The 25,787-nt window shown below is 70.0% G+C and carries 27 protein-coding genes; 16 read left to right on the top strand and 11 right to left on the bottom strand.

The genetic code is table 11. The annotated features are described in order from the left end of the window. Positions 1 to 33 precede the first annotated feature (33 nt). Positions 34 to 852, top strand: a complete 819-nt coding sequence (locus P1V51_06810; protein ID MDF1562735.1) for a sigma-70 family RNA polymerase sigma factor — start codon at positions 34 to 36, stop codon at positions 850 to 852. Here the strand turns inward: P1V51_06810 and P1V51_06805 are convergent. From P1V51_06805 to feoB, 3 genes are read right to left on the bottom strand one after another with little or no spacing between them, the layout of a single operon-like run. Continuing rightward, complete coding sequence (locus tag P1V51_06805; GenBank protein MDF1562734.1) at positions 834 to 1,118, bottom strand: FeoA family protein; 285 nt, start codon at positions 1,116 to 1,118, stop codon at positions 834 to 836. The two genes, P1V51_06810 and P1V51_06805, sit on opposite strands and share 19 nt — an antisense overlap. Then, positions 1,087 to 1,326, bottom strand: coding sequence for a hypothetical protein (locus P1V51_06800; GenBank protein MDF1562733.1), 240 nt, complete (start codon positions 1,324 to 1,326; stop codon positions 1,087 to 1,089). Before P1V51_06800 ends, P1V51_06805 begins: the two co-directional genes overlap by 32 nt. After that, positions 1,323 to 3,389 (bottom strand): ferrous iron transport protein B, encoded by a 2,067-nt coding sequence (gene feoB, locus P1V51_06795; protein ID MDF1562732.1) that lies wholly within the window; start codon positions 3,387 to 3,389, stop codon positions 1,323 to 1,325. The genes P1V51_06800 and feoB overlap by 4 nt, the downstream gene beginning before the upstream one ends. Before the next feature lie 458 nt (positions 3,390 to 3,847). On the opposite strand from feoB, the gene P1V51_06790 reads away from it, so the two are divergent. The 10 genes from P1V51_06790 to P1V51_06745 all read left to right on the top strand — a co-directional run bounded on the left by P1V51_06790 (position 3,848) and on the right by P1V51_06745 (position 13,580). Continuing rightward, positions 3,848 to 4,240 (top strand): cytochrome c3 family protein, encoded by a 393-nt coding sequence (locus P1V51_06790; GenBank protein MDF1562731.1) that lies wholly within the window; start codon positions 3,848 to 3,850, stop codon positions 4,238 to 4,240. Between the two features lie 446 nt (positions 4,241 to 4,686). Next, on the top strand, positions 4,687 to 5,562 hold the full coding sequence (locus tag P1V51_06785; protein MDF1562730.1) for a hypothetical protein: 876 nt from the start codon (positions 4,687 to 4,689) through the stop codon (positions 5,560 to 5,562). Between the two features lie 51 nt (positions 5,563 to 5,613). Next, positions 5,614 to 5,934: a hypothetical protein gene (locus P1V51_06780; protein MDF1562729.1), complete on the top strand. Its 321-nt coding sequence runs from the start codon at positions 5,614 to 5,616 to the stop codon at positions 5,932 to 5,934. A 20-nt stretch (positions 5,935 to 5,954) separates the two neighbouring features. After that, positions 5,955 to 6,446 (top strand): cytochrome C, encoded by a 492-nt coding sequence (locus tag P1V51_06775; protein ID MDF1562728.1) that lies wholly within the window; start codon positions 5,955 to 5,957, stop codon positions 6,444 to 6,446. Positions 6,447 to 6,448: 2 nt separating this feature from the next. Then, positions 6,449 to 7,210 carry a 4Fe-4S dicluster domain-containing protein gene (locus tag P1V51_06770; GenBank protein MDF1562727.1) on the top strand — a complete coding sequence of 254 codons (762 nt, stop codon included), beginning with the start codon at positions 6,449 to 6,451 and terminating at the stop codon, positions 7,208 to 7,210. Next, positions 7,210 to 8,394, top strand: coding sequence for a polysulfide reductase NrfD (nrfD, locus tag P1V51_06765; protein MDF1562726.1), 1,185 nt, complete (start codon positions 7,210 to 7,212; stop codon positions 8,392 to 8,394). Before P1V51_06770 ends, nrfD (P1V51_06765) begins: the two co-directional genes overlap by 1 nt. A 135-nt stretch (positions 8,395 to 8,529) precedes the next feature. Further along, positions 8,530 to 9,456, top strand: coding sequence for a cytochrome c3 family protein (locus P1V51_06760; protein MDF1562725.1), 927 nt, complete (start codon positions 8,530 to 8,532; stop codon positions 9,454 to 9,456). Positions 9,457 to 9,546: 90 nt separating this feature from the next. Next, complete coding sequence (locus P1V51_06755; GenBank protein MDF1562724.1) at positions 9,547 to 11,169, top strand: CxxxxCH/CxxCH domain-containing protein; 1,623 nt, start codon at positions 9,547 to 9,549, stop codon at positions 11,167 to 11,169. Beyond that, complete coding sequence (locus P1V51_06750; GenBank protein MDF1562723.1) at positions 11,170 to 12,465, top strand: hypothetical protein; 1,296 nt, start codon at positions 11,170 to 11,172, stop codon at positions 12,463 to 12,465. It abuts the gene before it with no gap. Further along, positions 12,465 to 13,580 carry a cytochrome c3 family protein gene (locus tag P1V51_06745; GenBank protein ID MDF1562722.1) on the top strand — a complete coding sequence of 372 codons (1,116 nt, stop codon included), beginning with the start codon at positions 12,465 to 12,467 and terminating at the stop codon, positions 13,578 to 13,580. Before P1V51_06750 ends, P1V51_06745 begins: the two co-directional genes overlap by 1 nt. A 231-nt stretch (positions 13,581 to 13,811) precedes the next feature. On the opposite strand, the gene P1V51_06740 is transcribed toward P1V51_06745, so the two are convergent. Further along, on the bottom strand, positions 13,812 to 14,069 hold the full coding sequence (locus P1V51_06740) for a hypothetical protein (GenBank protein ID MDF1562721.1): 258 nt from the start codon (positions 14,067 to 14,069) through the stop codon (positions 13,812 to 13,814). 63 nt (positions 14,070 to 14,132) lie between these two features. Beyond that, positions 14,133 to 14,642 carry a glycine/sarcosine/betaine reductase selenoprotein B family protein gene (locus P1V51_06735; GenBank protein ID MDF1562720.1) on the bottom strand — a complete coding sequence of 170 codons (510 nt, stop codon included), beginning with the start codon at positions 14,640 to 14,642 and terminating at the stop codon, positions 14,133 to 14,135. A 74-nt stretch (positions 14,643 to 14,716) separates the two neighbouring features. Here P1V51_06735 and P1V51_06730 point away from each other — a divergent pair, with 74 nt between their 5' ends. Continuing rightward, entirely contained in the window at positions 14,717 to 15,565 is an 849-nt protein-coding gene (locus P1V51_06730; GenBank protein MDF1562719.1) for an endo alpha-1,4 polygalactosaminidase, read from the top strand. 3 nt (positions 15,566 to 15,568) lie between these two features. Here P1V51_06730 and P1V51_06725 read toward each other — a convergent pair whose 3' ends face one another. From P1V51_06725 to P1V51_06700, 6 genes are all read right to left on the bottom strand, one after another. Further along, positions 15,569 to 17,113: a GMC family oxidoreductase gene (locus tag P1V51_06725; protein ID MDF1562718.1), complete on the bottom strand. Its 1,545-nt coding sequence runs from the start codon at positions 17,111 to 17,113 to the stop codon at positions 15,569 to 15,571. Beyond that, the gene (locus P1V51_06720) at positions 17,106 to 17,672 is read right to left on the bottom strand and encodes a hypothetical protein (GenBank protein ID MDF1562717.1); all 567 of its coding nucleotides are present in this window, start codon (positions 17,670 to 17,672) and stop codon (positions 17,106 to 17,108) included. The genes P1V51_06725 and P1V51_06720 overlap by 8 nt, the downstream gene beginning before the upstream one ends. A gap of 34 nt (positions 17,673 to 17,706) precedes the next feature. Next, positions 17,707 to 18,861, bottom strand: coding sequence for a polysulfide reductase NrfD (gene nrfD, locus P1V51_06715; protein MDF1562716.1), 1,155 nt, complete (start codon positions 18,859 to 18,861; stop codon positions 17,707 to 17,709). Positions 18,862 to 18,945: 84 nt separating this feature from the next. After that, positions 18,946 to 20,163 carry a 4Fe-4S dicluster domain-containing protein gene (locus tag P1V51_06710; protein ID MDF1562715.1) on the bottom strand — a complete coding sequence of 406 codons (1,218 nt, stop codon included), beginning with the start codon at positions 20,161 to 20,163 and terminating at the stop codon, positions 18,946 to 18,948. A 4-nt stretch (positions 20,164 to 20,167) separates the two neighbouring features. Then, positions 20,168 to 20,770, bottom strand: coding sequence for a cytochrome c3 family protein (locus P1V51_06705; protein ID MDF1562714.1), 603 nt, complete (start codon positions 20,768 to 20,770; stop codon positions 20,168 to 20,170). A 339-nt stretch (positions 20,771 to 21,109) separates the two neighbouring features. After that, positions 21,110 to 21,631 carry a YceI family protein gene (locus P1V51_06700; protein MDF1562713.1) on the bottom strand — a complete coding sequence of 174 codons (522 nt, stop codon included), beginning with the start codon at positions 21,629 to 21,631 and terminating at the stop codon, positions 21,110 to 21,112. Positions 21,632 to 21,733: 102 nt separating this feature from the next. Between P1V51_06700 and P1V51_06695 the strand changes: the two genes are divergently transcribed. Genes P1V51_06695 through P1V51_06680 form a run of 4 tightly spaced genes read left to right on the top strand, consistent with a single transcriptional unit; the run spans position 21,734 to position 25,711 of the window. After that, positions 21,734 to 22,309 (top strand): sigma-70 family RNA polymerase sigma factor, encoded by a 576-nt coding sequence (locus P1V51_06695; protein ID MDF1562712.1) that lies wholly within the window; start codon positions 21,734 to 21,736, stop codon positions 22,307 to 22,309. Then, on the top strand, positions 22,306 to 23,034 hold the full coding sequence (locus tag P1V51_06690) for a hypothetical protein (protein MDF1562711.1): 729 nt from the start codon (positions 22,306 to 22,308) through the stop codon (positions 23,032 to 23,034). The genes P1V51_06695 and P1V51_06690 overlap by 4 nt, the downstream gene beginning before the upstream one ends. Positions 23,035 to 23,056: 22 nt before the next feature. Next, the gene (locus P1V51_06685) at positions 23,057 to 24,730 is read left to right on the top strand and encodes a caspase family protein (GenBank protein MDF1562710.1); all 1,674 of its coding nucleotides are present in this window, start codon (positions 23,057 to 23,059) and stop codon (positions 24,728 to 24,730) included. Continuing rightward, positions 24,731 to 25,711 (top strand): carboxypeptidase-like regulatory domain-containing protein, encoded by a 981-nt coding sequence (locus P1V51_06680; protein ID MDF1562709.1) that lies wholly within the window; start codon positions 24,731 to 24,733, stop codon positions 25,709 to 25,711. Positions 25,712 to 25,787: the final 76 nt, after the last annotated feature.

The following is a 25,787-nucleotide window of genomic DNA, read 5'->3' as shown; positions in this document are numbered from 1 at the left end:
GCGGGACGCCGATTCCCCACCTACTTTGCGCCCGTGGCCAGCACCATCGACACGACCCTGATCGACGCCGCCCGGAACGGCGATCCCATCGCCCTGAGCGAGGTCCTCTCGGCGGTGCAGAACCGCGTCTACCGCTTCGGCATGAAGATGTGCCGGGACCCCCACGACGCCGAGGAGGTCCTGCAGGAGACCCTCATCGCCATGGCGAAGGGCCTCCCCGAGTTCCGGGGCGAGTCCTCGATCTCTTCCTGGGCCTACGCCATCGCCCGGAGCTTCTGCATCAAGCAGCGGCGCCGCAGCAAGTTCGCCCCCGAGCACGAGACCTCGATCGAGCAGGAGGGGCGCGAGGAGGCCCGCGCGATCGCCGACACCACCTCGGCCCCCGACAACGAGGCCGAGGGGAGGGAGCTGCGCGCGCTCCTCGACGAGGCCATCTCCGAGCTCGACCCGATGTACCGCGAGGTCCTGGTCCTGCGGGACGTCGAGGGGCTCACCGCGCCGGAGGTCGGCGAGGTGATGGGCCTCACGGTGGCTGCGGTGAAGAGCCGCCTGCACCGGGCCCGCAAGACCCTGCGCGAGCTGGTCGAGCCGATCCTGGAGGAGGCGCCGCAGCCCGGCACCGCCTGCCCCGACACGGCGACCCTCTTCTCCGAGCACATCGAGGGCGAGCTGGACTCCGAGGCCTGCGCCCGGATGGAGGCCCACCTCGACGAGTGCGGCAGCTGCCGCTCCACCTGCGATTCGCTGCGCGAGATCCTCCAGAGCTGCCGGATGACCCCGACCCCGACGGTGCCCGACGATCTCCAGGAGGCCGTCCGGCGCGCGGTCGAGGCCTACCTCTCGACCCTCTGAACCCGGATGGCGCCGGCCAGGGCGCGGTCCACGGCGAAGCGGGCGTGCCCGATCCGGAAGACCACGGCGGGCCCCACGCTCTCGAGGGCGAGCTGCATGCCGGGCACCACGCCCAGGGCGAGGAGCTTGGCGACCGCGTCGCCGGAGCCCTCCTCCAGGGCGGTCACCAGGCCGCGGGTGCCCGGGCGCAGGGAGGCGAGGCTGCCCTCCTCCTGCATGATCTCGGTCGCGACGCTAAGGGGCATGACCTGGGGCAGGGCGCTCATGTTCCGTCTCCTGAGGAGTCGAGGGGTTCGAGAGGAAGCTCTTGATCCGCTGCACCCAGCCGGGGAGGTCCGGGAGCTCGGGCATCTCGTAGCCGCAGCGGGGGCACTTCACGTACTTGCAGCCACCCCCACCCCAGACGGAGCAGGCGGCGCAGCCCTCCCGGGAGTTGGTGACGTCGAAGTCGAGGCCGCAGAAGTCGCAGCTCATGCGAGCGCCCCCGCGGCCTGCAGGACGACGCGCAGGACGCCGCCCACCAGGAAGGCCACCGCGAAGACGATGCCGACCATGATGGCCGTCGCCTTGGGCCCCCGCTCCTTGTACATCACGAGGAGCTGGGCCACGCAGGGCAGGAAGAGGGTCAGGGTGACCGTCGCCACCAGCAGCTGCCCGGTCGAGAGCAGGCCCTCGCCGGCGAGGTCGTAGAGGCCCGCGGCGCCGAAGTCCCGGCGGAAGAAGCCGTAGAGGAAGATCTCGGAGGTCTCGGCGGGCAGCCCGAGGAAGCCCACGACCGGCTCGAGGGCGCGGGTCAGCACCCCGAAGAGGCCGGTGAGCCGGCCGACCCAGATGAGGACGCTGGCCAGGACGAAGATCGGGAGGATCTCGAAGAAGTACCACTTCATCCGGGCCAGGACCTTGGCGGTCACGTTGATCGGCCGCGGCCAGCGCAGGGGCGGCAGCTCCATGTAGAAGCTCGCCGAGCGCCCGGGCACGGCCCGGCTGGCGAGCACCCCGGTGGCCAGGAAGGACGCGAAGATCACGCCGGCCCAGACGAGGAAGGCCCAGGACATCCCGAAGTAGGCGCCGCCCGAGACGGCCAGCAGCGCCACGATGACGCCGTACTGGGCCGAGCAGGGGATCGCCAGGGCCAGCAGGAGGGTCGTGATGATCCGCTCCCGCTTGGTCTCCTGCACCCGGGTGACCATGGTGGCCATGGTGTCGCAGGCGAAGCCCAGGACGATGGGGATCACCGCCCGGCCGTTGAGGCCGATGCGCTTGAAGAGGCGGTCCACCAGCATGGCGAGCCGGGGGAAGTAGCCGCTGTCCTCGAGGAGGGAGAAGAAGAGGAAGAAGAGGAAGACGATCGGCAGGACGATGGCGAAGGCGTAGGTCACGCCCAGGGTGATGATGCCGTAGTCGCTGCCGATGAGCTCGCGCACCCAGTAGGCGGCGCCGCTCTCCCCGGGGAGGACCGAGAGCAGGAAGGCGTCCACGTGGGGGTTCACGTAGGTGCCGAAGACGTCGCTCTCCAGGAAGTCGACCACCGTGCCCGCGCCGAAGACGCCCACGAACTGGTAGAGCCCGAGGTAGATGACCCCCAGGAGGATCGGCACGCCGGTCCAGGGGTTCACGAGCAGGCGGTGCAGGCGCTCGGACGCGGCCTCACCCCGCCGGGGGGTCACGACGGTCCCGGCGGCGATCTCCCGGGCCGCCTCGTGGAGGGCCGAGGCCAGCGCCACGCCGACCGGCTGCTGCTGCGGTCCGTGCCGCTCGGCGGCCAGCGCGTCGAGGCGCTCGGCGTGACCCTCACCCCACCCTCGCGCGGCCTCGCAGAGCTCCGGATCCCCGGAGGCCAGGAGGAGGCCCAGCGTCTCGGCCGGCAGCTCGCTCGTCGGCGGCGCCAGCTCGGCGTAGGCCGAGAGAAAACCCGTGACGGTGTCGGGCAGGGGCTTTGACGCCGCCACTCCCTGCGGCGCGGACCGCAGCCCGGCAATCGCCGCGCGCAGGTCCATCACTCCTTCACCCTTCACCGCCACGGTCCCCACCACTGGTATTCCCAGCTGGTCGGAAAGCGTATCGATGTCGATCTTCATGCCGGCCGCCTCGGCCTCGTCCATCATGTTGAGGACGAGCACCATCGGGCGGCCGAGGCTGCGAAGCTGGAGGGTCAGCGGCAGCGCGCGCTCGAGGCCCCGGGCCTCGGCGACCTGCACGAGGATCGCGTCGGTGGCCTCGAAGACCAGCGTGCGGGCCACCCGCTCCTCGTCGGAGAGAGGGCGCAGGCTGTAGAGGCCCGGCGTATCCACCACCTCGATCGTCGCGTCCCCCTCCTCGTAGCGGCCGCGAGAGAGCTCCACGGTCGTGCCCGGGTAGTTGGAGACGACGACGTAGCGCCCGGTGAGCGCGCCGAAGAGGACGCTCTTGCCCACGTTCGGGCTGCCGACGAGGACCACCTGCCGGCGATCGGAGAGCGCCCGCTCGCCGGACCCGGAGTCGGTCGCGGGCGCTCCATCCGGAGTCTGGGCGAGGGCGGTGTTCTGGGAGCTGTTCATCGAGGTGGAATGTAGTCTTATTGAGAATGACTTTCAACACCAATCTCCTGCGAAAGTCGCGCCAGTTTTGCCAGGACCGGAGACCTCGAGATCCGGCTCCTTTCCGCCCGAACGCCCCTGCCCCGGAAGACCTGGCGTAACGACTGCGTTTGCTGCGCCGGCCGGCTGCAATCATTGCGCGCAGCTGGGGCCTGGAACACGGCTTCCGCCCCACCGAAACCGCGCAGGCCCACTCCCAGGAGGAGCCCGCCCCATGGCACGTATCTTGAGTCGCAGGGCGCCCCAGGGCGAGTTGTGTCCAACTCCGAGTTGTTGCAGAAATGTTCCGCCCGAAAACGAATACGAGTAGTCCGGGCACGTCGTATCGAACGTGGGTCGAACCCACTGCTCCGATCCTCGGCGGCCCGTAGGAACCGGCCGAGAAACCCCAACCCCCTCAGTAGAAAAGGAAGCGAACGATGCAGCCCAGAGCGATCATCCTTGGTGTCGCCCTCGCCTTTGCCGTCGGTCTCGTCGCCACCAACGCGACGGCCGAGGATCCGAAGGCCCCGGATACCGTCACCATCGACAAGTGCAAGACCAAGAAGCCGGCCGTGGAGTTCCCCCACAAGGTCCACGCCGAGATGGAAGGCGTCGCCTGCGACTCCTGCCACCACAACGACTCCGTGGGTAAGTCCTGCGCCGATTGTCACAAGGACAAGGAGCAGAAGGACATCGGCAAGTGCACCGAGTCCTCCCCCAAGAAGAACCCCTTCCACGCGAAGTGCATCGGTTGCCACAAGGAGAAGGCCGCGGACAAGCCTGACCTGAAGGCCCCGACGAAGTGCAAGGACTGCCACAAGGAGGGCTGATCTGAAGCCCACCTGATGGGGGTTTTCACCCTCATCTAGAGAGGCGCCGCTGCGAGGCTCCCCGGGAATCCGGGGTCGACCCCGCGGCGGCGTCTTTTTTGCATCCCCGGCCGCCCGAAGGTCGGGGAACCCCCCTCGATTTCTCTGGGGCCTTGGAAATCCGCTGGCAGCAATAGGGAGCGAGTCAGCGGCTGTAAGGGGAGACATGAGCCATACACAAAACGAGTCCGCCGCCAGCCGGCGGAGCTTTCTGGACGCCCTCCGCGGGCTTGGCGCGGCGGGATGGATGGCCAGCGCCGGCTCGGGAGGCGTTCAGCATCCCGGGACCGGGCCTCGGTGCCGCCATCGGCATCATCGCCTTCCGGGCTCTCGTGCTCTGGCTCGGTATCCGGGAGATCGAGAAGCGATGACCGCTCTGGCACCCAGACCGAGAATGGAGACCACCCATGCGTGAATTCAAGGGAAAGGCCCTGGCGGGCGCCACCGGAGTGATCCTGACGATCTGCTTGCTGAGCTACCAGGCGCTCGGAGCACCTCGCTCGCCGGGTGGTGGAGGTCCGGGAGGTGTCGTCACGCCGCCGCCGGCCGGCCTCGCCCAGTTCTACCCGCCGAAGAACAAGAAGAAGGTCTACGCCCTCGAGATGATCGAGCTCGGGCGGGCGCTCGGATCCTTCTCTGCGTCGGTCTCCACCCGCTCTCCGAGCTGGTCGAAGGCAGGCCAGGACTTCAACCGCAAGTACCACCAGGTCGCCGGCATGATCCCGGAGTGGAAGGCCTACTTCCCCGCCGTCGACCTGCCCGACGCCGGCTCGGTGAAGACCGACGCGGACTGGGCGGCCCTCGAGAAGGTGGTCGCCGGGGCCGAGCAGACCTGCACCCAGTGCCACGTCACCGAGATGTTCAAGGTGCAGGCGCTCTACCACTGGCCGCGCTTCTCGGAAGTGTCCGTGGTCGCGGAGTCGGGTGACGACATCTCCTTCCACACCACGATGGTGGAGCTGTCGAACAACCTGGCCGTGCTCCCCCAGCTCGCCAAGCAGGGTGACTGGGACAAGGCCGCCGAGGCCAAGAAGTCCCTCGGTCAGCAGTTCGGGCTCCTCGAGCAGAGCTGCGAGCACTGCCACTCCACGGCCCGGGAGTACTTCGTCGACAAGACCGTGAAGGGACGCGTCCTGAAGATGGGTGGGCTCCTGCGCAAGGAGAACAAGAACCCCAGCGCGTACACCAAGCTCTCGGACGAGATCTACGCCGAGTCCTGCATCCCCTGCCACGTCCTCCACATGCCGGCGGCCTTCCTGCAGATGCAGCTTCAGACCGAGTAGGTTCTGTACCAGGACGACCGCAACTCGAACCCACATCCAAGGAGCGGGCAGATGCCCCTCGTCCAGTTCATCAAGAAGATCCCGAGCCTCATCTCGTACGTGGTCTCGAGCGACGAGCTCGAGCCCAAGAGCGAGGACGGCAAGGCCGTGATCGAGCGCCGCGCCTCGGGCGCGGGGAACTGGCTGCGCTGGCTGGTCGCCGGTGAGGACCTCCCCGAGGAGGGTCCGCCGAAGGATCTCCGGCCGGCGACGCGGGGCATCTGGTTCCTCGGCTCCGACCCCTTCCCTTCCGACCTCCCGGTTCCCGAGAAGGCCCCTGGATTCTGGTCCTGGGTCCTGAAGCGGGAGTCCGAGTCCGACGCCCCCAAGTAGACCTCGAGGAGAGGCAAGCGATGAGCGACGCTCCTGAACGACACAGCAAACACCTCTACCGGGCGGTGATCGTCATCGTCGGCGGTCTGATCGCCATCTTCTCCAGCCGCCTGCTGCTCATGCCGAAGTCCTTCGGCGAGCACGGCTGGTACCGCTTCGACAACGTGGCCGAGCAGATGGCCAAGCCCGTGAAGCACGGCGGCAACGCCTCCTGCAAGTCCTGCCACGGCGAGCAGAGCGAGCAGCACGACGGCGCCGGACACGCCACCGTGCCCTGCGAGAGCTGCCACGCCCCGCTGGCGACCCACGTCAAGGAGAAGAAGAAGTCCGCCGACATGAAGGTGGAGCGCACCTACAAGCTCTGCGCGCGCTGCCACCAGAAGCTCGAGGCCCGGCCGAAGGACTTCCCCCAGGTCGTGCTCAAGGAGCACCTCGAGGACCAGGGCGAGACCCTCGAGGGCGACGTCTGCCTCAACTGCCACCAGCCGCACGCACCCCTGGAGGATCTCTAGTCATGCTGGCCAAGCTGAACCGCCGGAACTTCCTCGAGGTCCTCGGCCAGGCCACCGCCGCTGGTGGCCTGATCGTCCTCCTCGGCCCCCGCGCCACCCAGGCGACCACGACCCCCGAGGACGAGGCCTACGACTGGGAGGAGCACTCCTACGTCTACCTGATCGACATCTCCAAGTGCATCGGCTGCGGCTCTTGCGTTCGCGGCTGCAAGGCCGAGAACGACGTCCCCGACGGCTTCTACCGCACCTGGGTCGAGCGCTACGCGATCGCGGGCCTGGAGGAGGTCCGCATCGACTCGCCGCAGGGTGGCCTCAACGGCTTCCAGCCCGATCCGACCGCCCCGGCCTCCACGAAGTCCTTCTTCGTGCCCAAGCTCTGCAACCACTGCTCGAACACCCCCTGCGTGCAGGTCTGCCCGGTGGGCGCCTCCTACCAGACCAAGGACGGCCTGGTGCTGGTGGACAAGGACCACTGCGTGGGCTGCGGCTACTGCGTCCAGGCCTGCCCCTACGGCAGCCGCTTTCTCGATCCCGAGACGCACACCGCCGAGAAGTGCACCTGGTGCTACCACCGGATCAGCAAGGGTGAGCTGCCCGCCTGTGTGGCCTCCTGCCCCACCGGCACCCGCCGCTTCGGCGACCTCAAGCGTGAGGGCGACGAGGTGGTGGCCATCATCCGCTCCCAGAACGTCGGGGTGCTCGCCAAGGAGCTCCTCACCAAGCCCCGCTGCTACTACCTCCATCTCGACGGCGAGGTCCGCTGATGCACGAGATCATCGGTTATTCCTATCCCAACGACGTCCACATCCACTGGACGCTCATGATCGTCATGTACCCCTACGTGACGGGGCTGGTGGCCGGCGCCTTCATCCTGGGCAGCTTCTACCACGTCTTCGATCGTGAGGAGTTCAAGCCGGTGGCCCGCCTCTGCCTGGCGGTCTCCTTCTCCTTCCTCATGGTGGCGACGCTACCGCTGCTCAACCACCTCGGGCAGCCGCAGCGCTCGTTCTACATGTTCATCACCTCGAACTTCTCATCAGCGATGGCAGGCTTCGGGTACATCTACCTGACCTACCTGATCATCCTGAGCCTCGAGGTGTGGCTGGTCTTCCGGGAGGACATCATCCTCCTGGCCCGGCGCTCGCGGGGCCTGACCCGGATGATGTACAAGGCCCTCTCGCTCTGGACCTACGACACCTCCCCGGAGGCCCTCGCGATCGACCACAAGGTCACCAAGGTGCTCTCGGCCATCGGTATCCCGGCGGCCTGCATCCTCCACGGCTACGTCGGCTTCATCTTCGGCGCCCTGAAGGCCAACCCCTGGTGGTCGACCCCCCTGATGCCCGTGATCTTCCTCTTCTCGGCGATCGTCTCGGGCATCGCCGGCATCATCATCATCTACCAGGTGGCGATGAAGTTCTCGGGCCGGAAGATCGACCGTGAGGCCATCAGCGGCATGACCCGCTGGCTCTGGCTCTTCCTGATGATGGCCTCCACCCTCGAGATCCTCGAGATCGTGGTGCTGGCCTACGAGGGCGCCGAGGAGTGGGAGATCATCGAGCCCCTGCTCACCGAGCAGCTCGCGGTCTCCTTCATCGGCATCCAGCTGATCCTCGGGTCGCTGGTGCCCTTCATCCTGCTGATGATCAGCGTCCTGCTCAACCGGCACTTCGACGACCGGGTGGCGAACACCCTGGCCTTCGTGGCGTCCTTCCTGCTGCTGCTGCAGGTCTTCGCCATGCGCTGGAACGTCGTCATCGGCGGGCAGCTCTTCTCCAAGAGCCTGCGCGGGATACGTGAGGGCTACTCGCCCCACTTCCTGGAGAAGGAGGGAATCGGGGCGGCCCTGGCCATCTTCATCCTGCCCTTCATCATCATGCTGGTCTTCAACAAGATCCTGCCGATCTTCCGGCCGCAGCGCGGCGAGGAGGCGGCCAGCGAGGCCTGATAGAGGCCGACCCGCGTATACATACAGGGCGTCGAGGAGGGGAGCCCTCGACGGCCGGGGAAGAGAACCGACTCACACCACGTCGTGTGTCCCTCTGGAGTGGAGGGCCACACGCACTCCTACGAGGAACACACCATGAAGCTCCCCTCCCTCGGACGAACCGCGCGCATCGTCGTCCTGGTCGGCGCGGCGGTCTTCGCCCTGATCGGCTGGCGCACCTACTCCTACGTGCAGCACGATCCGACCTTCTGCACGAGCTGCCACATCATGGACGACGCCTATGACAAGTGGGCGGGCTCCGTGCACCAGCAGGTCACCTGCCACGAGTGCCACGCCAACGACATCCAGGCGAACCTCCGGCAGCTCTGGGTCTACTGGACCGAGCCCCCGGAGAAGCCCCAGCACCGCCCCGAGGTCGAGAACAGCACCTGCTACGAGTGCCACCGGGTCGGCGGCGCGGCGGGCGATCACGACGCGGGCAAGAACGAGGACCCCAACTGGAAGCACGTCCTCGCCGAGTCGGGCCACGCCTGGCACGTCACCAAGCAGCGCATCCAGTGCATCCGCTGCCACTCCACCTCGGTGCACCAGTTCGTGCCCCCCTCGCAGGTCTGCGTCGAGTGCCACAAGCACGAGAACCTCGAGAAGACGAGCATGGACGAGCACTGCACCTCCTGCCACGCCTTCAAGGCGATCAACCGGGAGAGCCTGAAGCCCGCCCGGAGCGACTGCCTGGGCTGCCACGAGGAGATGCAGGTCTCGGCCGAGGTCTTCCCCAAGCACGTCGAGGAGGCGAAGGACGCCCCGATGGCCTGGGACTGCGGCAAGTGCCACAAGCCGCACACCAAGCCGAAGCTCGAGTCCGCTGACTGCAAGGGCTGCCACCAGGAGAAGCTGAAGGACTCCGATCTCCACGCGGTGGCCGATCACGACGTGTGCACCAACTGCCACCTGCCGCACTCGTGGTACCCGGACGTTCCGAAGACCTGCCAGGCGGAGTGCCACTCGGACAAGACCGAGGAGCACACCGAGGGCAACGTCTGCACGGACTGCCACGAGTAGCCCGCACCAGGAGGCCTCCGGGCGAGTGCCGGGGTGGCTGACACCACCCCGACTTTGGGCGACACTCCTCCCCTCACCGGGAGGATCCCCATGGGACACGTCAAGTGGAGCCTCGGCTCCGGACTCCTCTGCTTCGCGCTCTTCGCCACCTTCGGGCCGGGATGCTCGAGGGTGGTCGAGCCGGAGCTGCCGACCTCGTGGAAGACCGAGATCGGACCGCTCCTCGCGAGCCAGTGCTCGCCCTGTCACACGGGGGCCTCGGCCGACGGTAGCTACCGCACCACCAGCTACGCGGCCGTGCTGGAGGACGGGACCGATGCCGTCAGCAACGCCATCGCGGGAGACGAGAGCTCCCGCCTGCTGACCATCTTCGAGGAGGCTGGCCACCTCGCCCACCTGGGTGAGGGGGAGGTCGCCACCGAGCGCCTGGCCGTCCTTCGCCGGTGGGTCGTGGAGGACGAGCTGGCCTACTTCTGGTCGGCCGCGCACCCCCCCTCGATCCTCGATCCCCGCGCCGAGGCCTTCCATGGCGCGACGGTGGCCGCCGAGGGATGGACCCTCTCCAGTTGCCGCAACTGCCACGGGAGCGACTACCGGGGCGGCGCCGTCCAGGCCGACTGCACCTCCTGCCACCAGAACAGCCCCGAGGCCTGTGACACCTGCCACGGCTCGGCCCGGAACGCGGCGCCCCCCCGCCCGGTGTACGCCGGGAACGATCCGGGCGCCCACCAGGCCCACCTGACCATCCCCTCGGGCCGCTTCGCGGCCCTGCCCTGCGGCACCTGCCACGTCGTCCCGGCGAGCCTGGGCGACGCCGGCCACGTGGACGGCGCGGACGGCGCCGCCGAGGTGACCTTCGGCGCCACCGCCACGGCCAACGGCGCGACGCCGGCCTACGACGCGACGAGCGGCACCTGCAGCGGGACCTACTGCCACGCCGGGCGCTCGGGCGGCGGCACCCCGGCCCCATCCTGGACGACCAGCGGTGGGTTCACGACCTGCGACGGTTGCCACGGCGCCCCGCCGCCGACCCTCTCCGACGGCAGCGCCCACCCGCAGATGACCAGCTGCGTGGCCTGCCACCCGGCCACGGTGAACGCCGCGGGCGACATCATCGACGTCAGCCTCCACGGCAACGGCTTCGTGGAGACCCGGGCCGGCATCGACCAGTGCGATGGCTGCCATACGGGGCCCGGCTCCCCCACCCCCTTCATGGACACCCAGGGGAACACCGCCTCGACGGCCCCCGCGGTGGGCGCCCACGACTTCCACGCGGGCCCCTCGGCCTTCCACGCCGAGTCGGGCGGCACGGTCGGCTACGCCTGCGACACCTGTCACCTCGTGCCCACGGCCCTCGGAGACGCCGGCCACATCGACGGCGGCGGCGCCGAGGTGATCTTCGGCGGCGTGGCCACCGCCAAGGGCGCCACCCCGACCTGGGACCCCGCGTCGCGAACCTGCAGCGACGTCTACTGCCACGGCGCCCTGCTGGACGGGGGCGGCACCAGCCCCACCCCCGCCTGGAACGCCCAGGGGGTGCAGACGGTCTGCGGCAACTGCCACGCCCTGCCTCCCGCGCAGGTGACCTCGAGCGGTACGCCGACGCCTCACCCGAACATGACGACATGCAGCGCTTGTCACGCCTCGGTGATCGACGCGAACTTCGTCTTCATCGATCGGTCCCTGCACAACAACGGACAGGTGGACTTCTAGATGAACGCTCAGCTGCTCCGCTTCCTGGGTCTCGTCCTCCTCCTGCTGCCGGGCCTGGCCCGGGCCGAGGTCGAGGTGCAGACCCGGACCCTCCTCCTGGGCCGCGGGCACAGCCCCGGCGTGCACGCCGAGTGGCCCCTCTACCAGTGGGTGGAGGTCTCGGGCCACGACCTGGCCCTGCCCGGCCTCTCGGCCCACGCCTCCCTCTGGGGCATGGGTGGCCTCGCCGAGCACGACGGGGATCCCCTGACCGGTGAGCGCCTGGCCGGCGACGTGAACCTCCTCTACGCGGGCTACCGCGATCCTCGCGCGCGCTACGCCCTGCGCCTGGGGCGGCAGCTGGTCCTGGGCGGCGCGGGCACCGGCTTCTTCGGCCACATCGACGGCCTCTGGGCGCGCACCGCCCTCGGCGGGCTCGAGGCCGAAGCCTACGGCGGGCGGATCGTCACTGCTCGCTTCAGCAACCTCTCGCAGGCCGACTGGCTCGCCGGCGGCCGCGTCGGCTGGCGGCGCTGGGGCGGGCTCGCCGGTGGGCTCTCCTACCTCCAGGCCCGCAACGACTCGCGGATCGCCCGTCAGCTGGTGGGCGCCGATCTCTCCCTGGCGGTCTGGAAGAACCTCGACGCGGTCGGCCACGCCAGCTTCGACCTGATGCAGATGGGCCTCGCCGAGGCCAGCCTCACGGCCCGCTATCAGCTCGGCCGCTCTCTGGCCCTCGGGCTGCGAGGCCACCAGGCGAGCCCCAGCCGGCTGATCGATCAGAGCTCGATCTTCTCGGTCTTCGGCCTCGGCGACTACGTCGAGGGCGGCCTCTTCTGCGACTACCGCCTGAGCGACCAGTGGGTGCTCGGCGCCGAGTACAGCTCGGTCTTCTTCCCCGCCGAGGACGGGCAGGGCATCGAGGGCAGCCCCGGCCACCGGGCCCGCCTCCACCTCTCGGGCTACCTCCTGCGCTCCCTCTGGGTGCAGGTGGCGGCCGATCGGCTTCCCACCGAGGACAACGGCTACACCGGCGTCCGCCTCGCGGCCCGCTGGCGCCCGGAGGCCAAGCTCTCCGCCAGCCTCGAGCTCCTCGGCTACTTCTACGACGAGCCCCCCTTCGAGCGGGACGCCACCCGCGACAGCAGCCTCTCCGCCCACCTCTTCGCCGACTACGCCCTGCTCGAGGGACTGCTCGTCGGCGTCGGCGGGCAGGTCGGCCAGGGGGCGTTCACCACCCTGGACGCCCGGCTCCTCTTCCGGCTGACCTGGGCCGCGCACTTCGGACACGGCGAGACCGGGAAGGGAGGCCACTGATGCGTCGCCTCGCGATGAAGCTCTCTCTCCTCTCGGCCTTGCTCCTCGCCGCGCCCGTCGTGGCGGAGGAGGTCCCCGCGGTCGGCTTCCCCGTCCCCAAGCCGGTGGCGCCCCCCGACGTGCTGACCTTCTCCCACCAGCTCCACGTGGGCGAGAACGGCCTCGAGTGCAGCGAGTGTCACGAGGCGGTGGCCGGGGCCACCACCACGGCCGCCTCGCTCCAGCCGACGATGGACGTCTGCGAGGCCTGCCACGAGGACGCGGTCGGTGAGACCTGCACCATGTGTCACTCGGCCGGTGACGAGGCCGAGGGCGGATCGCTGAAGTCCTGGGTGACGGAGGTGAAGTTCTCCCACGCCGCGCACATGGCCCGGGAGAAGGTCGAGTGCCTCACCTGCCACCCGGACGCCACCAAGAGCACCCTGAGCACGGACCGGCTCACGCCAGCGATGAAGACCTGCGAGGGCTGCCACCAGAAGCAGATGGATCGCCTCGACTGCGCCGGCTGCCACACCGATCTGGCCTCGCTGAAGCGCTCCTCCTCGGAGGTGGCGGTGCACAAGGCCGGCTGGTTCCCGATGCACTCGGCCTGGGCCCGGGGCAACGTGGAGGTCTGCTCCCAGTGTCACCAGCAGACCTACTGCTCCGAGTGCCACGAGAAGACCGGCATGGCGAAGGTCGCGGACGTCCTGCCCGCCAGCACCGACCGTACCCTCGTCCACCGGGGCGACTGGATCGGGCGCCACGCCCTCGAGGCGAAGAGCAACCCGGCCCGCTGCCTCTCCTGCCACGGCACCCAGGTCTGCCAGGACTGCCACGCCCAGGAGCAGGGCGGCCACGAGGGCCACGCGAGCGGCGGAGACTTCCGGCGCTCACCCCACCCCGTCGGCTACCTGAACCGCGGCAACGCCGCCGGCTTCCACGGAGACGAGGTGCGGCGCGAGGCCTGGAGGTGCGCCTCCTGCCACGATCAGGGGGCGGCCTCGAACTGCGTGCAGTGCCACAAGGTGGGCGGCCCCGGGGGCAACCCGCACCCGCCGGAGTTCGAGCGGGAGCGCGGCTCCGGTCACGAGGGTGAGCGCGTGAGCGGGACCTGCGCCCCGTGTCACCTCTAAACCAGAAATCACGATTCCCGATCACGCCTGGCTTGCAGGCCGCACCCGCCTGCGGCGTCAGGCCTCGGTCACCTAGCTAAGGCTAGGCTCCCTCACCCTTCCTTGCATCCGGGCACGTCCGCGGCGCCATCCGCTGTTCGGGAATCATGATCTCTGGTTTAGCGGCTGCGAGCTGTGAGCCGCGAGCTGTGAGCGATGGACGCCCAGCTCAAAGCTCGTAGCTCGTAGCCTTCAGCGCAGCTCCCTGCCGTCGGGCATGACGACGGGTCCGAGCTCGTCGTACTTCGTGCGCCGCCACTTGAGGTGCGCGAGCATCTCCACGGTGGGCTCGTCGGCCCGGGCGAGGAGCGCCAGCGCCTCCAGGAGCACCCGGCGCTGCTGCGCCACGTTGCCGACCTCGCCGGTGGCGTGGCCGAAGGGGAAGCGGACGGCGACCGCCCGGGGAGGCTGCACACCCTTGGTGACCTCGAGGCTGTTCGAGACCGCCACGGTGGGGATGCCCTTCTTCTCGATGGCTCGGGCGACCAGACCGGCCGCCAGGTTGCACGTGCCTCAGGCAGGCACCAGCAGGACGGCGTCGACCGCCTCGGCCTGCATCAGGCCGGCCACCTCCGGAGCCGAGACGAGCTCGAGGCGCCGCTCCTCGGCCTCCTCCACGTGCCCCATGATGCCGACGCCCACCGGGTGGACCGAGCCGATGATCCCCTCGGCGGCCAGCTCGGTCAGCCGCTCGTAGGGCAGGACCAGGTTCAGGTCCTGCTTCGCGTCGCCGGTCTCGTACCAGTCGTGGGTGATCTCGTAGGCGTCCTGCAGCCGGGGCAGGTCGAGCCGGCGCCAGGTGCCGTCCCCGTGGGGGCTCTCCTCCTGCCGGCGGAAGGGCTCGTCCTCCGGGTGGTGAACCCCCCCGGTGGTGACCAGGCCGATCTTGAGCTCGGAGAGCGGTTTCTGCAGGGCAGCGAAGGGCGCCTCTCCGCGGCTGACGCCGCGCTTGTCGGCCCAGTACTGGGCGAACCAGGGCGCGTGGACGAAGGACCAGGTGAAGAATTTTGCTCCGAGACCCATAGTGTCTGTGAGAGCCCCCAGCGCCCGGGAGGATTCGCCCCTCGGGGCCCTTCTGGAGAATACTGGGGAACGAGATGTCCCACAGCACACCCCAGCTCGCGCTCGGACTGGCCCTGACCCTGACGCTCGCCGCCTGCGGGGATCCCAGCCCGGAGACCAGCGAGCTTCCCCTCGACGTCCCGCCCCTCAGCGGTGGCAGCTGGAGCCGCCCGGCGGCGGACACCACCTGGCAGTGGCAGCTCTCCGGGCCGCTCGCGCTGGGCTACGAGGTCGACCTCTACGACGTCGACCTCTTCGACGCCCCCGACGCCGACCTCGAGGCCCTCCGGGCCCAGGGCCGCACGATCATCTGCTACTTCAGCGCCGGGTCGAGCGAGTCCTGGCGGCCCGACTTCGAGCAGATCCCCGACGAGGCCATCGGCCGCAAGCTCTCGGGCTGGAGCGGCGAGCGCTGGCTGGACGTCCGGCGGCGCGACGTCTTCGACCTGATGGTCGCCCGCCTCGACCTCGCGGCCTCGCGCGGCTGCGACGGGGTGGAGCCCGACAACGTGGACGGGCACACCAACGGCACGGGCTTCGGGCTGACGGCCGACGATCTGCTCGCCTACAACCGCAACCTCGCCAACGCGGCGCACGAGCGCGGGCTCGCCGTGGGGCTGAAGAACGACGGCGGCCAGGCGGCTGACCTCGTGGACTACTACGACTTCGCCCTCAACGAGCAGTGCCACGAGTACGACGAGTGCCGCGAGTACTCGGTCTTCCTCGGCGCCGGAAAGCCGGTGCTCAACGCCGAGTACCCGGGCAGCGAGAGCCAGGCGCAGGCGGCCCGGAGCGAGATCTGCGCGGCGGCCACCCTGGCCGGCACCCGCACCCTGATCCTGCCCCTGGAGCTCGACGACACCTTCCGCTTCGAGTGCCCGTAGTCTTCAGACCATCCGCGCGGTCTGGAGGTGGGAGAGCGCGATGATCCCGGTCATCGTGTGGGTCGAGACCGAGGTGGGGAAGCCCGAGGAGTCCAGCACGTGGATCCCGCGCGTCCCCCGCACCTCGCCCTCCGGGGTCGCGGCGCTGCTCGCGGCGTCCGCGCCCATCCGCACCCCGCCCTGCTGGTGGGCCGAGAGCAGGGGCGCGCCGGCGGGCGGCAGCTCCATCCGGGCGAGGGGCTCGAGGGAGGCCCCCCGCTCGATGACCACCGGGCGCATGGTGGGGACGATGATCCGCGTCGCGCCCGCGGCGAAGTAGATCTCGGCGGCGGCCTTCGCCGCCTCCCGCATCCGTGCGCGTACGTCGTCCGTGAGCTCGTAGTGCACCCGCGGCCGGCCGCTCGCCTCGACCCGCACCTCACCCACCGGGGCGTCGGGGATGAGGAGGAGGGAGGCCGCGATCCGCGGGTAGAGGGTCATCATCTCCTTGTGCTCGTGCCCGACGAAGGGGACGAGGGAGGCGACGATCCCCGGGGTGCCCATGATGGCCTCGATGCGGAAGCCGCCGAGGCCGGCGCCCGGCACGAAGCGCTCGAACTCGGTGACGGCGTAGGCCTGGGGGATGCCCTCGAAGGCCCGGACCTCCTCCTCGAAGAGGGCCATGAAGGGTAGCTGGGGCTGGAGGGAGAGGTGGCGCCCCACCCGCTCGTTCCCCAGGCCCGAGCGCCGCAGGAGGGCCACGGTGTCCACCGGGTTGCAGGCCAGGATCAGGCGGCTCGCCCGGACCTCGAAGGTGCCGAGGACCTCGCGCCCCAGGGCGTCGAGGCGGGAGACGACGAGGCGCTTCTGCTCGACGCCGCCCTCCTCGATCCGCTCGACCCGCGCCCGCACCGCGACCGCCGCGCCGTGGGAGAGGGCGCCGGGGACGGCGACGAAGCGGGTGTTGCTCTTGGCGTCGGCCGGGCAGCCGATGAGGCAGGTGCCCAGGTCCACGCAGTCCACCCGGTTGTGCATCATGGGCTCGCCCTGCCAGCCCATCGCCTCGGTGCCCGCCTTCAGGAGCTGGTTGGCCCGGTTGAGGGCCGCCTCGGGGATCCGCGAGGCCGAGAGGTCCGCGAGGGCCCGGGCAGCGAAGGGGGCGACCTTCTCCGGCGCCAGCTCGCCCAGGCCGTAGGTCTTCGCCCAGAGCCCCAGCACCTCGTCGGAGGCCGGCACCACGTCGCAGGCGTTGATGATGGTGCCGCCCCCGAGGCCCTTGCCCTGGAGCACCGAGATGGAGAGGTCGACGGTGCTGCGCCCTCCCCGCTCGGCGTACATCTGGTCGTACATCTCGCCGTCGCGCTGGGTGAGCGCCGACCCGATCCGGTCGGCGCCGGCCTCCAGGAGGAGTACCTCCTTGCCGGCGGCGGCCAGGTCCCAGGCGGCGGTCGCCCCGCCGGCCCCGGAGCCCACCACGACGTACTCGAAGGTGAGCCGCTCCCCGGGAGACCCCCGGCTGCAGTCGAAGATGGCGCCCGGGCGCAGGCCCGCCGGTGGGGTCTCAGCCATAGGAGGGGCCCCCGTAGCCGATCGCCCGCCAGACCTCCGGCCGATCGTAGAAGACAAGCGAGTAGAACTTCCGGAAGGCGATGGCGACCTGCCGCCGCAGGAGCAGACCGGAGCGCATCCAGCCCTCCCAGTGGGCGATGCGCGCCTCGAGGGGGAGGCGGTGGAAGGGGGTGGGCGTCCCCTCGAAGAGGAGGGGCCCCAGATCGATCAGCATCAGGGCCTTCTTCAGATCGGCGACGTTCCCCGCCGGCTCGTCCACCAGGAAGGCGTCGAAGGCCAGGGCGAGCTGCGCCTCGCTCGCGCCCGGGGCGAAGGGGCCGCCGGTCGGGAGGTGGGCCTCGGCCAGGGCCCGGGCGGTGCGGTACTCGCGGGGCGTCAGGACGTGCAGGCGCGAGGCCCCGTCCTCACCCAGGGGTGGCTCGGGCTCCTCTCCTCGCCAGAGCGCGCGTGCCCCGACACCGAGACCGGCGAGGCCCACGCCGGCCCCGAGGGTCCAGCGCAGGAACCTCCGGCGAGAGAGGAAGCGGAAGGTGGATCCCGATTCAGGTGCCCCGGCCACGGGGTCCAGCGTACTGCGGTAGGGTGGCGCCCGGCTAGGCGCTCGCCTCTGCTGCGGCCTCGGCGGCCGGACCCACCGCATCCTCCGGGCGGAGCACCGGCAGGGCCGTCTTCAGCAGAGCGGTGAAGACGATGGCCCCGACGCCGAAGACGCCCATCGCGACCTGCAGCTCGGTGAACGAGGGCGCGTACTCGTAGACCTCGCCGAGCATCGAGGGGGTGAAGCCCGGGATGACCAGGGCGATGCCCTTCTCCACGTAGACCCCGAAGTAGATGAGCACCGCGCCGATGTTCAGGGTCAGGAAGTTCTTGCGGGTCTTCGGTATCAGGAAGAGCAGGAAGGCCACCGTGCTGGCTATCACCGAGGCCCATGCGTAGGGCGCAACGGGCGACATGTGTCCGTGCAGCCCGCTGAAGAGGTACTCGTGGTGAATCAGGTGGTGGGTGTCCGAGTAGTACTCCCGGTAGATCTCGGCGCCGAGCAGGAAGAGGTTGATGAACATCGCGTAGGCCATCAGCTCCGCGATCTTGTGGAGCGCCTCGTCCTTGATGTCGAACTTCCAGTACCTCCGGAGGATCTGCAGGAGGATGAGGATGATGGCCGGACCCGAGCAGAAGGCCGAGGTCAGGAAGCGGGGGGCGAGGATGGCCGTGTTCCAGTAGGAGCGGGCCGCGAGGCCGCTGTAGAGGAAGGCGGTCACCGTGTGGATGCTCACCGCGGCGGGCACGGAGAGGAGCACCAGCGGGAGGACCCACTTCTTGTTGTACGGCTTGCCGAAGTAGCCCCGGTACATGATGTGGAAGGCGACCAGGGCGTTGATGGCCAGGTAGCCGTTGAGCACGAGGACGTCCCAGGCCAGCAGAGAGCGCGGGAAGTTCGGCAGCAGGAAGTGCCAGGTCCGCTCCGGGCGACCCACGTCCACCATCACGAAGGCGATGCACATGATGATGGCGCTGATCGCCAGGAGCTCGCCGATGAGGACGATCTCCTTGATGGGCTTCCAGTCGTAGATGTAGGCGGGGATGACCAGCACGACGGCCGCCGCGGCCACGCCGACGAGGAAGGTGAAGTTGCCGATGTAGAAGCCCCAGGAGACCTGGTCCCGCATCCCGGTGCGGATCAGGCCGTCGGTCACCTGGCCGAAGTAGGCGCTGGCGCCGATGAGGACGAAGAGGACCATGGTGGCCATCCACGCCCAGTAGAGCTTCCCACCGCGAAGAATGGAGCGAAGGCTCCCAACAGCGAAGTCGATCACAGAAGCCATGGGTTCCCTCTAGACGCCGAAGAAGTAGAAGAACTTCGGGCGGGTGTTCAGCTCTTCCTTGAGAACGAAGACGCGCTTGTTGGCGAGCACGTAGCGGATCTCACTGTCGGGATCGAGCAGGTTGCCGAACTTCCGCGAGCCCACCGGGCAGATCTCGGCGCAGGCCGGATACTCGCCGTTTCGCGTGCGCTGAAGGCAGAAGTGGCACTTCTCGACCACGCCCTTCTTCCGGGGCCGGTTGCCCAGGTAGTGGGTGTCGGGGTTCACCGCGTCGAGGAAGTAGCCGTACTCGTCGTCCTTCGAGCTCGTCGCCGGAGCCTCCTTGGCGACGACCTCGAAGCGGTAGCGGGTGGTCGAGCGCGCCGCCGGGTTCGTGTCGGCGACCGGAAGGGTCTCGGTCATGAAGCGGTTGCCCTTGGCGTCCAGGAAGGGGCGCTTGACCACCGTCGGCATGATGTGCGGCGGCTGCAGCCTCTCCGGGGCGTCGAGGGCCTCCTCGACGATGACCTCGAAGCGGCCCTCGCCCTTGGGCTTGGCCGAGAGGACCTTCACCGCGAGCGAGTCGCCGGTGGTCATCTTCGGCGCACCCCAGTTGAACTTCCGCGCACCGTAAGGGCAGGAGGCCATGCAGTAGCGGCAGCCGATGCACCAGTCGTAGTCGACGACGATGACGCCGTCGGGCTCCTTCCAGGTGGCGCCGACCGGGCAGACCCGCTCGCAGGGCGAGTTCTCACACTGCTGGCAGGCCACCGGCAGGTAGACGTGGCCCTCCTCGGGCACATGATCGCGCTCGTAGTAGGGGTTGGCGAGGTGCAGGTCGAGGCCCGTCCCCTTGGGCTGCTCGAGCACCCGGATGTAGTGCACCTGGGGATCGCGCGACAGGTTGTTCTCCGAGACGCAGGCGTAGGCGCAGCGGCGGCAGCCCACGCAGCGGGAGAGGTCGAGCGCGTAGCCGAAGAGCACGTCGGGGATGGGCCCCTCGGTGCCGACCTTGAACGCCTCACCGTAGGTCTTCTCGTAGTGCTTCTCCAGCCAGGCGATCCGCTCCTTCAGCGCCTCGGGGGTCAGCTCGGTGAAGCGCTTGGCGAAGAACTCTTCCTGAGTGTTGGTGTCACAGGCCGCCAGGTAGGCGGCGACGCCTCCGAGGACACCGGACTTCACGAAGTTCCGGCGGCTCACCATCGGCAGCGACGACTCGTAGTGGCGACTCTTCTTGGTGTCGGTCATGGCCCTAGTCCTTGCTGAAGGTGATCTCGTGAGGCGCGCGAGGTCGCCGCTTCGGAACGAGCGGGGCGAAGAGGGGTGCGTGCGGGTTGTGGCAGTGGACGCAGAGCAAATACTCCTTCTCGCCGTTCCACTTCCCGGTCCGCTTGCCGTGCACCCCGGCCCGCCAGTCGCGGAGCTTGGGGCCGTGGCACTGGCCGCAGAGCCGGTAGGACTTCTCGAAGGGGATCTTCGTGCCGCTCGCCAGCCGGAGCTCGTCCCGGTTGTCCGGATCGTGGCAGTCGAAGCACCAGCGCTCACGGGTGCCGTGCTTCAGCACCACCGAGTCGTGCTCGTCCTCGAGCTCCCGCCGCTCCCGGTTGGTCTCCATGTCTGCGTGGCAGTCGGAGCAGGGGAAGTAGCCCTCGGAGATGGGCGGCGCCTTGGCCTGGACCGCGAACTCGTCGATATCTGCAGAGCTGGGGTCGGCGTTTGCTGCGCTATGGGTGGTGCTGCCGATCTCCTTGTGATCAGGGAAGCGAGGCATTTCGTCACCGCGCTTCCCCTCGCCATAGCAGCCCAGGAAGGCGAGCGTGGCCGAGAGCACCAGGGCCAGTGGAGTAGGTCTCATCTTCGTTGATTCCCTCGGAGCGCTGCGAGGATCGCTTCCCGGCAGGGCCTTCGACGTTTGAATGGGAGATGGGGGCGTCTGGACGCACCACGGGTGCGCTGGGGGGCCGCGCATGTTCCGCAACGCCCGTCCGCCGACCGACACCATCCGCGGTGCTCCCAACGCCTCGGATGCAAACTCTTGGTAGCGGTGACGCCGAGGGGCGTCAATCTGGTTTTTGCCCCTTTTCCAGGGTTTCAGAGAATCAATCTCAACTGCAATTGATTCTCACCGGGCCCACCCTCACACCACCGGGGCGCCCGCGCACACGCTCCGATCCCTGGGCGATCTGAAACAAGGCTAAGCAGGCAGCGAGATCTTGATCCGCACCTCGGGCTTGATCTTCAGGCTCCCCATCAGGGCGGTGAAGGGGCGGATGCCGTAGTCGGGCTGGTTCAGCTCGACCTCGGCCTCCCAGCGGTCTCCGGCGCGGCGGGCCTCCAGCCGGAGGCGGCGCTCGACCCCGTGGAGGGAGAGGGTCCCGTCGATCCGGGCGGTCTCCCCGGCCTCCTCCACCCTCCCCCGGTAGGTGATGGTGGGCATCCTGCCGCTCCCGAGCACCTCGTCCCTTATCGACGCGTCGATGGTCCGCAGGTCCTTCGCCGAGAGAGCCTTCGGCGCCGGGGCGCCCTTCTTCAGGGCGTGCAGGGTCTTCAGGGAGTCGGCGGCGAAGCTCGCCTCGAGCTCACCCTCGGGGCCGATGGTGACCTCGAAGCGCTCGACCGCGATGGCCAGATCGTGGGCCACCCGGGAGAGCAGCCCCTCCTTGAAGGTGTTGATCTCGCAGCGAGCCTCGGGAGGACGGTGGGTGCGCGTGCTCATCGGGCAGGCTGATAGCACGGGTGACAGAAAGTGAGATCCCGGGTGAATAAGGTGTGGCCACCGGGAGATCCCGGGGGTCTAGGGGCTGACAGCAACGAGATCATGAAGGACGACGCAGCGCTGGTGAGTGAGGCGCTTGCCGGGAGCTCCCCGGCATGGCGGGAGATCCATGCCCGCCACGGGGGGGTCGTGCTGCGGGTCTGTCAGGGCTTCGGAACGCTGTCGGAGGCCGAAGTGCAAGACACCGTCCAGGACACCTTCATCCGGGCCCACCAGCGGCTCGGCGAGCTGCGGGACCCCTCCCGCCTGCGGCCCTGGCTCCTCTCCATCGCGCGCTCCCGCGCCCTCGGCCGCCTCGCCCGCCGCGCGAGCGAGCGCCGGGCCCTGGCCGCCTTCGCCGCCGATCCCGCGGCGGGGATCCGCGCCCCCCGCGCGGACGCCCGGGAGGTGGAGCGCCAGACCCGCATCGAGCTCGTCCGGGAGCTCATCGACGCCCTCCCCGAGGGGGAGGCCCGCACGACGATCGAGCTCTTCTACCTGGAGGGAGAGCTCTCGGCCCGGGAGATCGCCGAGCGGCTCGGCGTGGGCAAGAGCACGGTCACCATGCGCCTCGAGCGCTTCCGCGCCCGCATCAAGCGCCGCCTGGCGGCGCGGCTCCTTTCCCTGGAGGAAGCATGAGCGAGATCCACCTCACCCCGCAGCGCTGGCAGGCGCTCCTCGAGGGCACCCTGCCGGAGGACGAGCGCGCCGCCCTGCGGGCGCACCTGGAGACCGACTGCGAGCTCTGCGAGGAGCGCCTGGCCGAGGCGAGCCTCGCGGGAGAGGTCGACGCCCTCGACGGCGAGGCCGACGAGGCCCTCCTGGGGGTCCGCGAGGCGGGCTGGCCCGCGGACGAGCTCGCCGGGCGCCGCATCGAGCGTGCCCTGCGGCGGCCCCCCCGGCGCCTCCTCTGGGTCGCCTCCAGCGCCGTGGCCGCCGCCGCGGCCCTCTTCCTCCTCGTCTCCGGCCCCTCGACGGGGCCCGGGGCGGGCGAGGGGGTGCGCCTGAAGGGCGGCGACGAGCGCGCGCTCCCCCGGCTGGAGCTCGCCCTCGCCGGCGAGGAGGGCGCCCTGCGGGCCCTGGCCGGCGACGCCCTCGTGGCCCGGGAGGGGCACCTGCTGCTGCGCTTCGACGCCCCGGAGGAGGGCCTCTGCGGCGCTCTGCGGGTGGAGAGCGGCGGCGCCCTGCTGCTGGAGAGGGAGGCGCTCTGCCCCGCCAGGGGGAGCTCGACCCTCGCGGACGGGGAGGCCGTCGTGGCCATCGCCCTGGACGATCCCGGGCTGGGCGAGACCATCGAGGTGACCTTCGAGCGGGAGGGGGGAGGCTCGGCCCGGGTTGCGGTGCGCCTGAACGGGACCAGATGATCTAGGCTGAAGACGAGAGGCCTTGAAGCTGCGACCCCAGACGAGCCCCGCGCTCACCCTCGCCGCCCTCCTCGGCGGCGCCCTGCTGCTCCTCTCCTGCGGCCACGCCGGCGTGCGGGAGAAGGGCGGCAAGGGGGCGGTGGTCCACCTGGCCGGCCTCTCCCCCGAGGTCGTGGACCGACAGCTCGCCCCCCGGAAGGTCGCCCTCCTGGTCGGCATCGACACCTACTCCGATCCCTTCTGGACGCCCCTGCGCTACGCCGCGAAGGACGCCCGGGACCTCGGCGCGGTCCTCTCCGATCCCGCCCGGGGAGGCTTCGACGAGGTCCGGGTCCTCACCGGCCCCGAGGAGACGAGCCGCGCCGCCCTGCTCGAGGCCGTGCGCTCGCTGGCCGCGCTCGCCCCCCGCCCGACCGACACGGTGGTGGTCTACCTCTCGGGGCACGGCACGCTGGCCCCCTCCCCCACCGGCGCCCTCGACCGGGTGCTGGTCACCACCACCACCGACCCCCAGGACCTGCGCGGGACGGGGCTGCTGGTGGACGACCTCCTCGCGGCCTACGAGGGGCTGCCCTCCCGGCGCAAGGCGCTGATCCTGGCCACCTGCCACAGCGGCGGCGGAAAGAGCCTGCTCACGCCGCAGATGGAGGCCACCCTGGCCCGCCTCAAGGGCCCCTCCGCCCTCGAGACGGTCAGCCGGGCCTCCCTCGTGCTCTCGGCCGCCGACCTCGGTCAGCCCGCCCGCGAGGACGACGGCCTGCAGCACGACGTCTACACCCACTTCCTGATCGAGGCGCTGACCGCCGGCGCCGACGCCAACGGAGACGGCGCCGTCAGCGCCACCGAGGCCCACGATCACGCTCGCCGCCAGACCTACGACTACACGCAGGGCAAGCAGATCCCCTCGGTGGAGAGCACGATCATCGGCGCCGATCCGGTGCTCCTCGCCGGTCACCTCACGGGCCCCGGCCTGCCGGTGGTCTACTCCTATGCCCCGGGCCTCTCGGGCTACTCGCTCAAGGTGAACGGCCGGACGAAGGGCACCCTGCCCGGCCAGGTCGTCCTCGGCGAGGGCGCCCACGCCCTCGAGCTCACCCGCGAGGGCCAGCCCACCCTCGACCTGGGCAGGGTCCGGCTGGGGCCGGGCGATCGCCTGGCCGCCGATCAGCTCCTCCTGGCCCGCGAGCCCGGCTGGCGCACGGGGCTCGGCGCCGGAGCCACCGCCCTCACCGGGCGGGACCTGGCCCGGGAGACCCTCCGCCCGGTGCCGCGCCTGGGGCTCTTCCTCGAGCGCAGGCGCTTCCTCTCGCCCTCGCTCGCCCTGCGCCTGGACCTCGCGGTCGGCTACACCGAGCAGACCGCCTTCCCGGCGGGGGTCGAGCAGCGCCAGACGGTGCGCTTCCTGACCGCCGGCGGCGCCCTGCTCTGGAGCCTCGAGCGCGGCCCGCTGCGCCTCCAGCTCGGACCGCACCTCAACCTGGCCAGCCTGAGCCGCACCTTCTACCTCTCGGACCTGGTGGAGCGGCAGAGCCTCACCACCCTGCTCCCCGGCGGCCACGCCGGGGTCGTGCTGCGCCTGCGCGGCTGGGAGGTGGGCCTCGAGGGCCAGCTCCACTACCTGCCCTTCGTCCTCGACGGCGAGGTCCACAGCACCTCGATGGGTGTGGCCGCTCTCACTCTCGGGAGGTCCTTCTAGATGAAGATGCGCTGGACGATCCCGACCCTCTGCCTGGCCCTCCTGCTGCCCGCCTGCGGCGAGTGGCGGACCGACCTCTTCGAGGACGGTGAGGCCGACGTTCGCGGCTGGCTGGTCGGCTCCTACCGCGCCGAGTCGGCCTGGGTGGGAGTGATGGGCGCCCCCGAGACCTTCGTCCGGGTCGAGGCGGACGGCTCCTTCGCGCTGGAGGACCTGCCCACCGGCACCTTCGATCTCGTGGCCTCCGATGGCGAGGGCTCTGCGGCGGTGCTCGAGGGCTTCGAGCTCTACAACCGCCGGGACCGCGAGGACGTCGAGGTCCCGATGGAGGCCGGCGTCCGCGTCGACGGCCAGGTGCTGCTCTCGGACGGCAACGTCCTCTGGGCGCAGATCCGCCTCCCGGGCTTCCCCGCGGAGATGATCTTCGGCGAGGCCGAGGTGACCGAGGAGGACGGGCGCTTCGAGCTGCGGGGGCTGCCCTGGCTGCCCCTCGACGTGGAGCTCTCCCACCCGGGCTATGGCAGCAGCCGCCACCGGATCACCGGTGAGGGCCCCGGTGATCGGCTGAGCCTGACGGTCACCCTCGGGCCGGCCCCCACCGGCACGGGCGCCTCCTGCGAGCCCTGCCAGGATGCCTCGGACTGTGCCTCGGGCCTCTGCATCGAGGGGGAGAGCGGTGGTGGCAGCGGCGGTGGTGGCACCTGCGCCCTCCTCTGCTTCGACGACCTCGACTGCCCCGGCGCCTACACCTGCTCGAGCCTCGAGGGGAGCCTGGCCCGGATCTGTCGGCCCAAGGACGCCTCCTGCCCGGCGCTGCGCGCCACCGTCGAGCACCGCAACTGCGGCAGCGACGAGGCCTGCGGTGAGGGCGGCCTCTGCCTCGACGGGTTCTGCACCCTCGAGTGCTCCGACGACCTCGACTGCCCGGGGGGCGGCAGCTGCCGCCCCCACAGCAGCGAGCCCGTCGATATCTGCGAGTAGAGCCCCGTTTTCCCCCGGATCTCCTCCGGGCCGAAAAAAGGTGTGGCCGCTCCGCAGCGACGCCGGGTCCAGAGAG

The sequence above is a fragment of the Deltaproteobacteria bacterium genome, from assembly GCA_029210625.1.
Lineage (GTDB): Bacteria > Myxococcota > Myxococcia > SLRQ01 > SLRQ01 > JARGFU01.
Note: the sequence above shows the minus strand (reverse complement) of the source record. Positions and strands in the feature narration are given on the sequence as shown.

What these genes read in the sequence shown, in the direction of transcription:
- P1V51_06805 (MDF1562734.1), bottom strand. Translation starts at nt 1,118, where the DNA reads ATGAGCGCCCTGCCCCAGGTCATGCCCCTTAGCGTCGCGACCGAGATC.
- P1V51_06800 (MDF1562733.1), bottom strand. Translation starts at nt 1,326, where the DNA reads ATGAGCTGCGACTTCTGCGGCCTCGACTTCGACGTCACCAACTCCCGG.
- feoB (MDF1562732.1), bottom strand. Translation starts at nt 3,389, where the DNA reads ATGAACAGCTCCCAGAACACCGCCCTCGCCCAGACTCCGGATGGAGCG.
- P1V51_06790 (MDF1562731.1), top strand. Translation starts at nt 3,848, where the DNA reads ATGCAGCCCAGAGCGATCATCCTTGGTGTCGCCCTCGCCTTTGCCGTC.
- P1V51_06785 (MDF1562730.1), top strand. Translation starts at nt 4,687, where the DNA reads ATGCGTGAATTCAAGGGAAAGGCCCTGGCGGGCGCCACCGGAGTGATC.
- P1V51_06780 (MDF1562729.1), top strand. Translation starts at nt 5,614, where the DNA reads ATGCCCCTCGTCCAGTTCATCAAGAAGATCCCGAGCCTCATCTCGTAC.
- P1V51_06775 (MDF1562728.1), top strand. Translation starts at nt 5,955, where the DNA reads ATGAGCGACGCTCCTGAACGACACAGCAAACACCTCTACCGGGCGGTG.
- P1V51_06770 (MDF1562727.1), top strand. Translation starts at nt 6,449, where the DNA reads ATGCTGGCCAAGCTGAACCGCCGGAACTTCCTCGAGGTCCTCGGCCAG.
- nrfD (MDF1562726.1), top strand. Translation starts at nt 7,210, where the DNA reads ATGCACGAGATCATCGGTTATTCCTATCCCAACGACGTCCACATCCAC.
- P1V51_06760 (MDF1562725.1), top strand. Translation starts at nt 8,530, where the DNA reads ATGAAGCTCCCCTCCCTCGGACGAACCGCGCGCATCGTCGTCCTGGTC.
- P1V51_06755 (MDF1562724.1), top strand. Translation starts at nt 9,547, where the DNA reads ATGGGACACGTCAAGTGGAGCCTCGGCTCCGGACTCCTCTGCTTCGCG.
- P1V51_06750 (MDF1562723.1), top strand. Translation starts at nt 11,170, where the DNA reads ATGAACGCTCAGCTGCTCCGCTTCCTGGGTCTCGTCCTCCTCCTGCTG.
- P1V51_06745 (MDF1562722.1), top strand. Translation starts at nt 12,465, where the DNA reads ATGCGTCGCCTCGCGATGAAGCTCTCTCTCCTCTCGGCCTTGCTCCTC.
- P1V51_06735 (MDF1562720.1), bottom strand. Translation starts at nt 14,642, where the DNA reads ATGGGTCTCGGAGCAAAATTCTTCACCTGGTCCTTCGTCCACGCGCCC.
- P1V51_06730 (MDF1562719.1), top strand. Translation starts at nt 14,717, where the DNA reads ATGTCCCACAGCACACCCCAGCTCGCGCTCGGACTGGCCCTGACCCTG.
- P1V51_06725 (MDF1562718.1), bottom strand. Translation starts at nt 17,113, where the DNA reads ATGGCTGAGACCCCACCGGCGGGCCTGCGCCCGGGCGCCATCTTCGAC.
- nrfD (MDF1562716.1), bottom strand. Translation starts at nt 18,861, where the DNA reads ATGGCCACCATGGTCCTCTTCGTCCTCATCGGCGCCAGCGCCTACTTC.
- P1V51_06710 (MDF1562715.1), bottom strand. Translation starts at nt 20,163, where the DNA reads ATGACCGACACCAAGAAGAGTCGCCACTACGAGTCGTCGCTGCCGATG.
- P1V51_06705 (MDF1562714.1), bottom strand. Translation starts at nt 20,770, where the DNA reads ATGAGACCTACTCCACTGGCCCTGGTGCTCTCGGCCACGCTCGCCTTC.
- P1V51_06700 (MDF1562713.1), bottom strand. Translation starts at nt 21,631, where the DNA reads ATGAGCACGCGCACCCACCGTCCTCCCGAGGCTCGCTGCGAGATCAAC.
- P1V51_06695 (MDF1562712.1), top strand. Translation starts at nt 21,734, where the DNA reads ATGAAGGACGACGCAGCGCTGGTGAGTGAGGCGCTTGCCGGGAGCTCC.
- P1V51_06690 (MDF1562711.1), top strand. Translation starts at nt 22,306, where the DNA reads ATGAGCGAGATCCACCTCACCCCGCAGCGCTGGCAGGCGCTCCTCGAG.
- P1V51_06680 (MDF1562709.1), top strand. Translation starts at nt 24,731, where the DNA reads ATGAAGATGCGCTGGACGATCCCGACCCTCTGCCTGGCCCTCCTGCTG.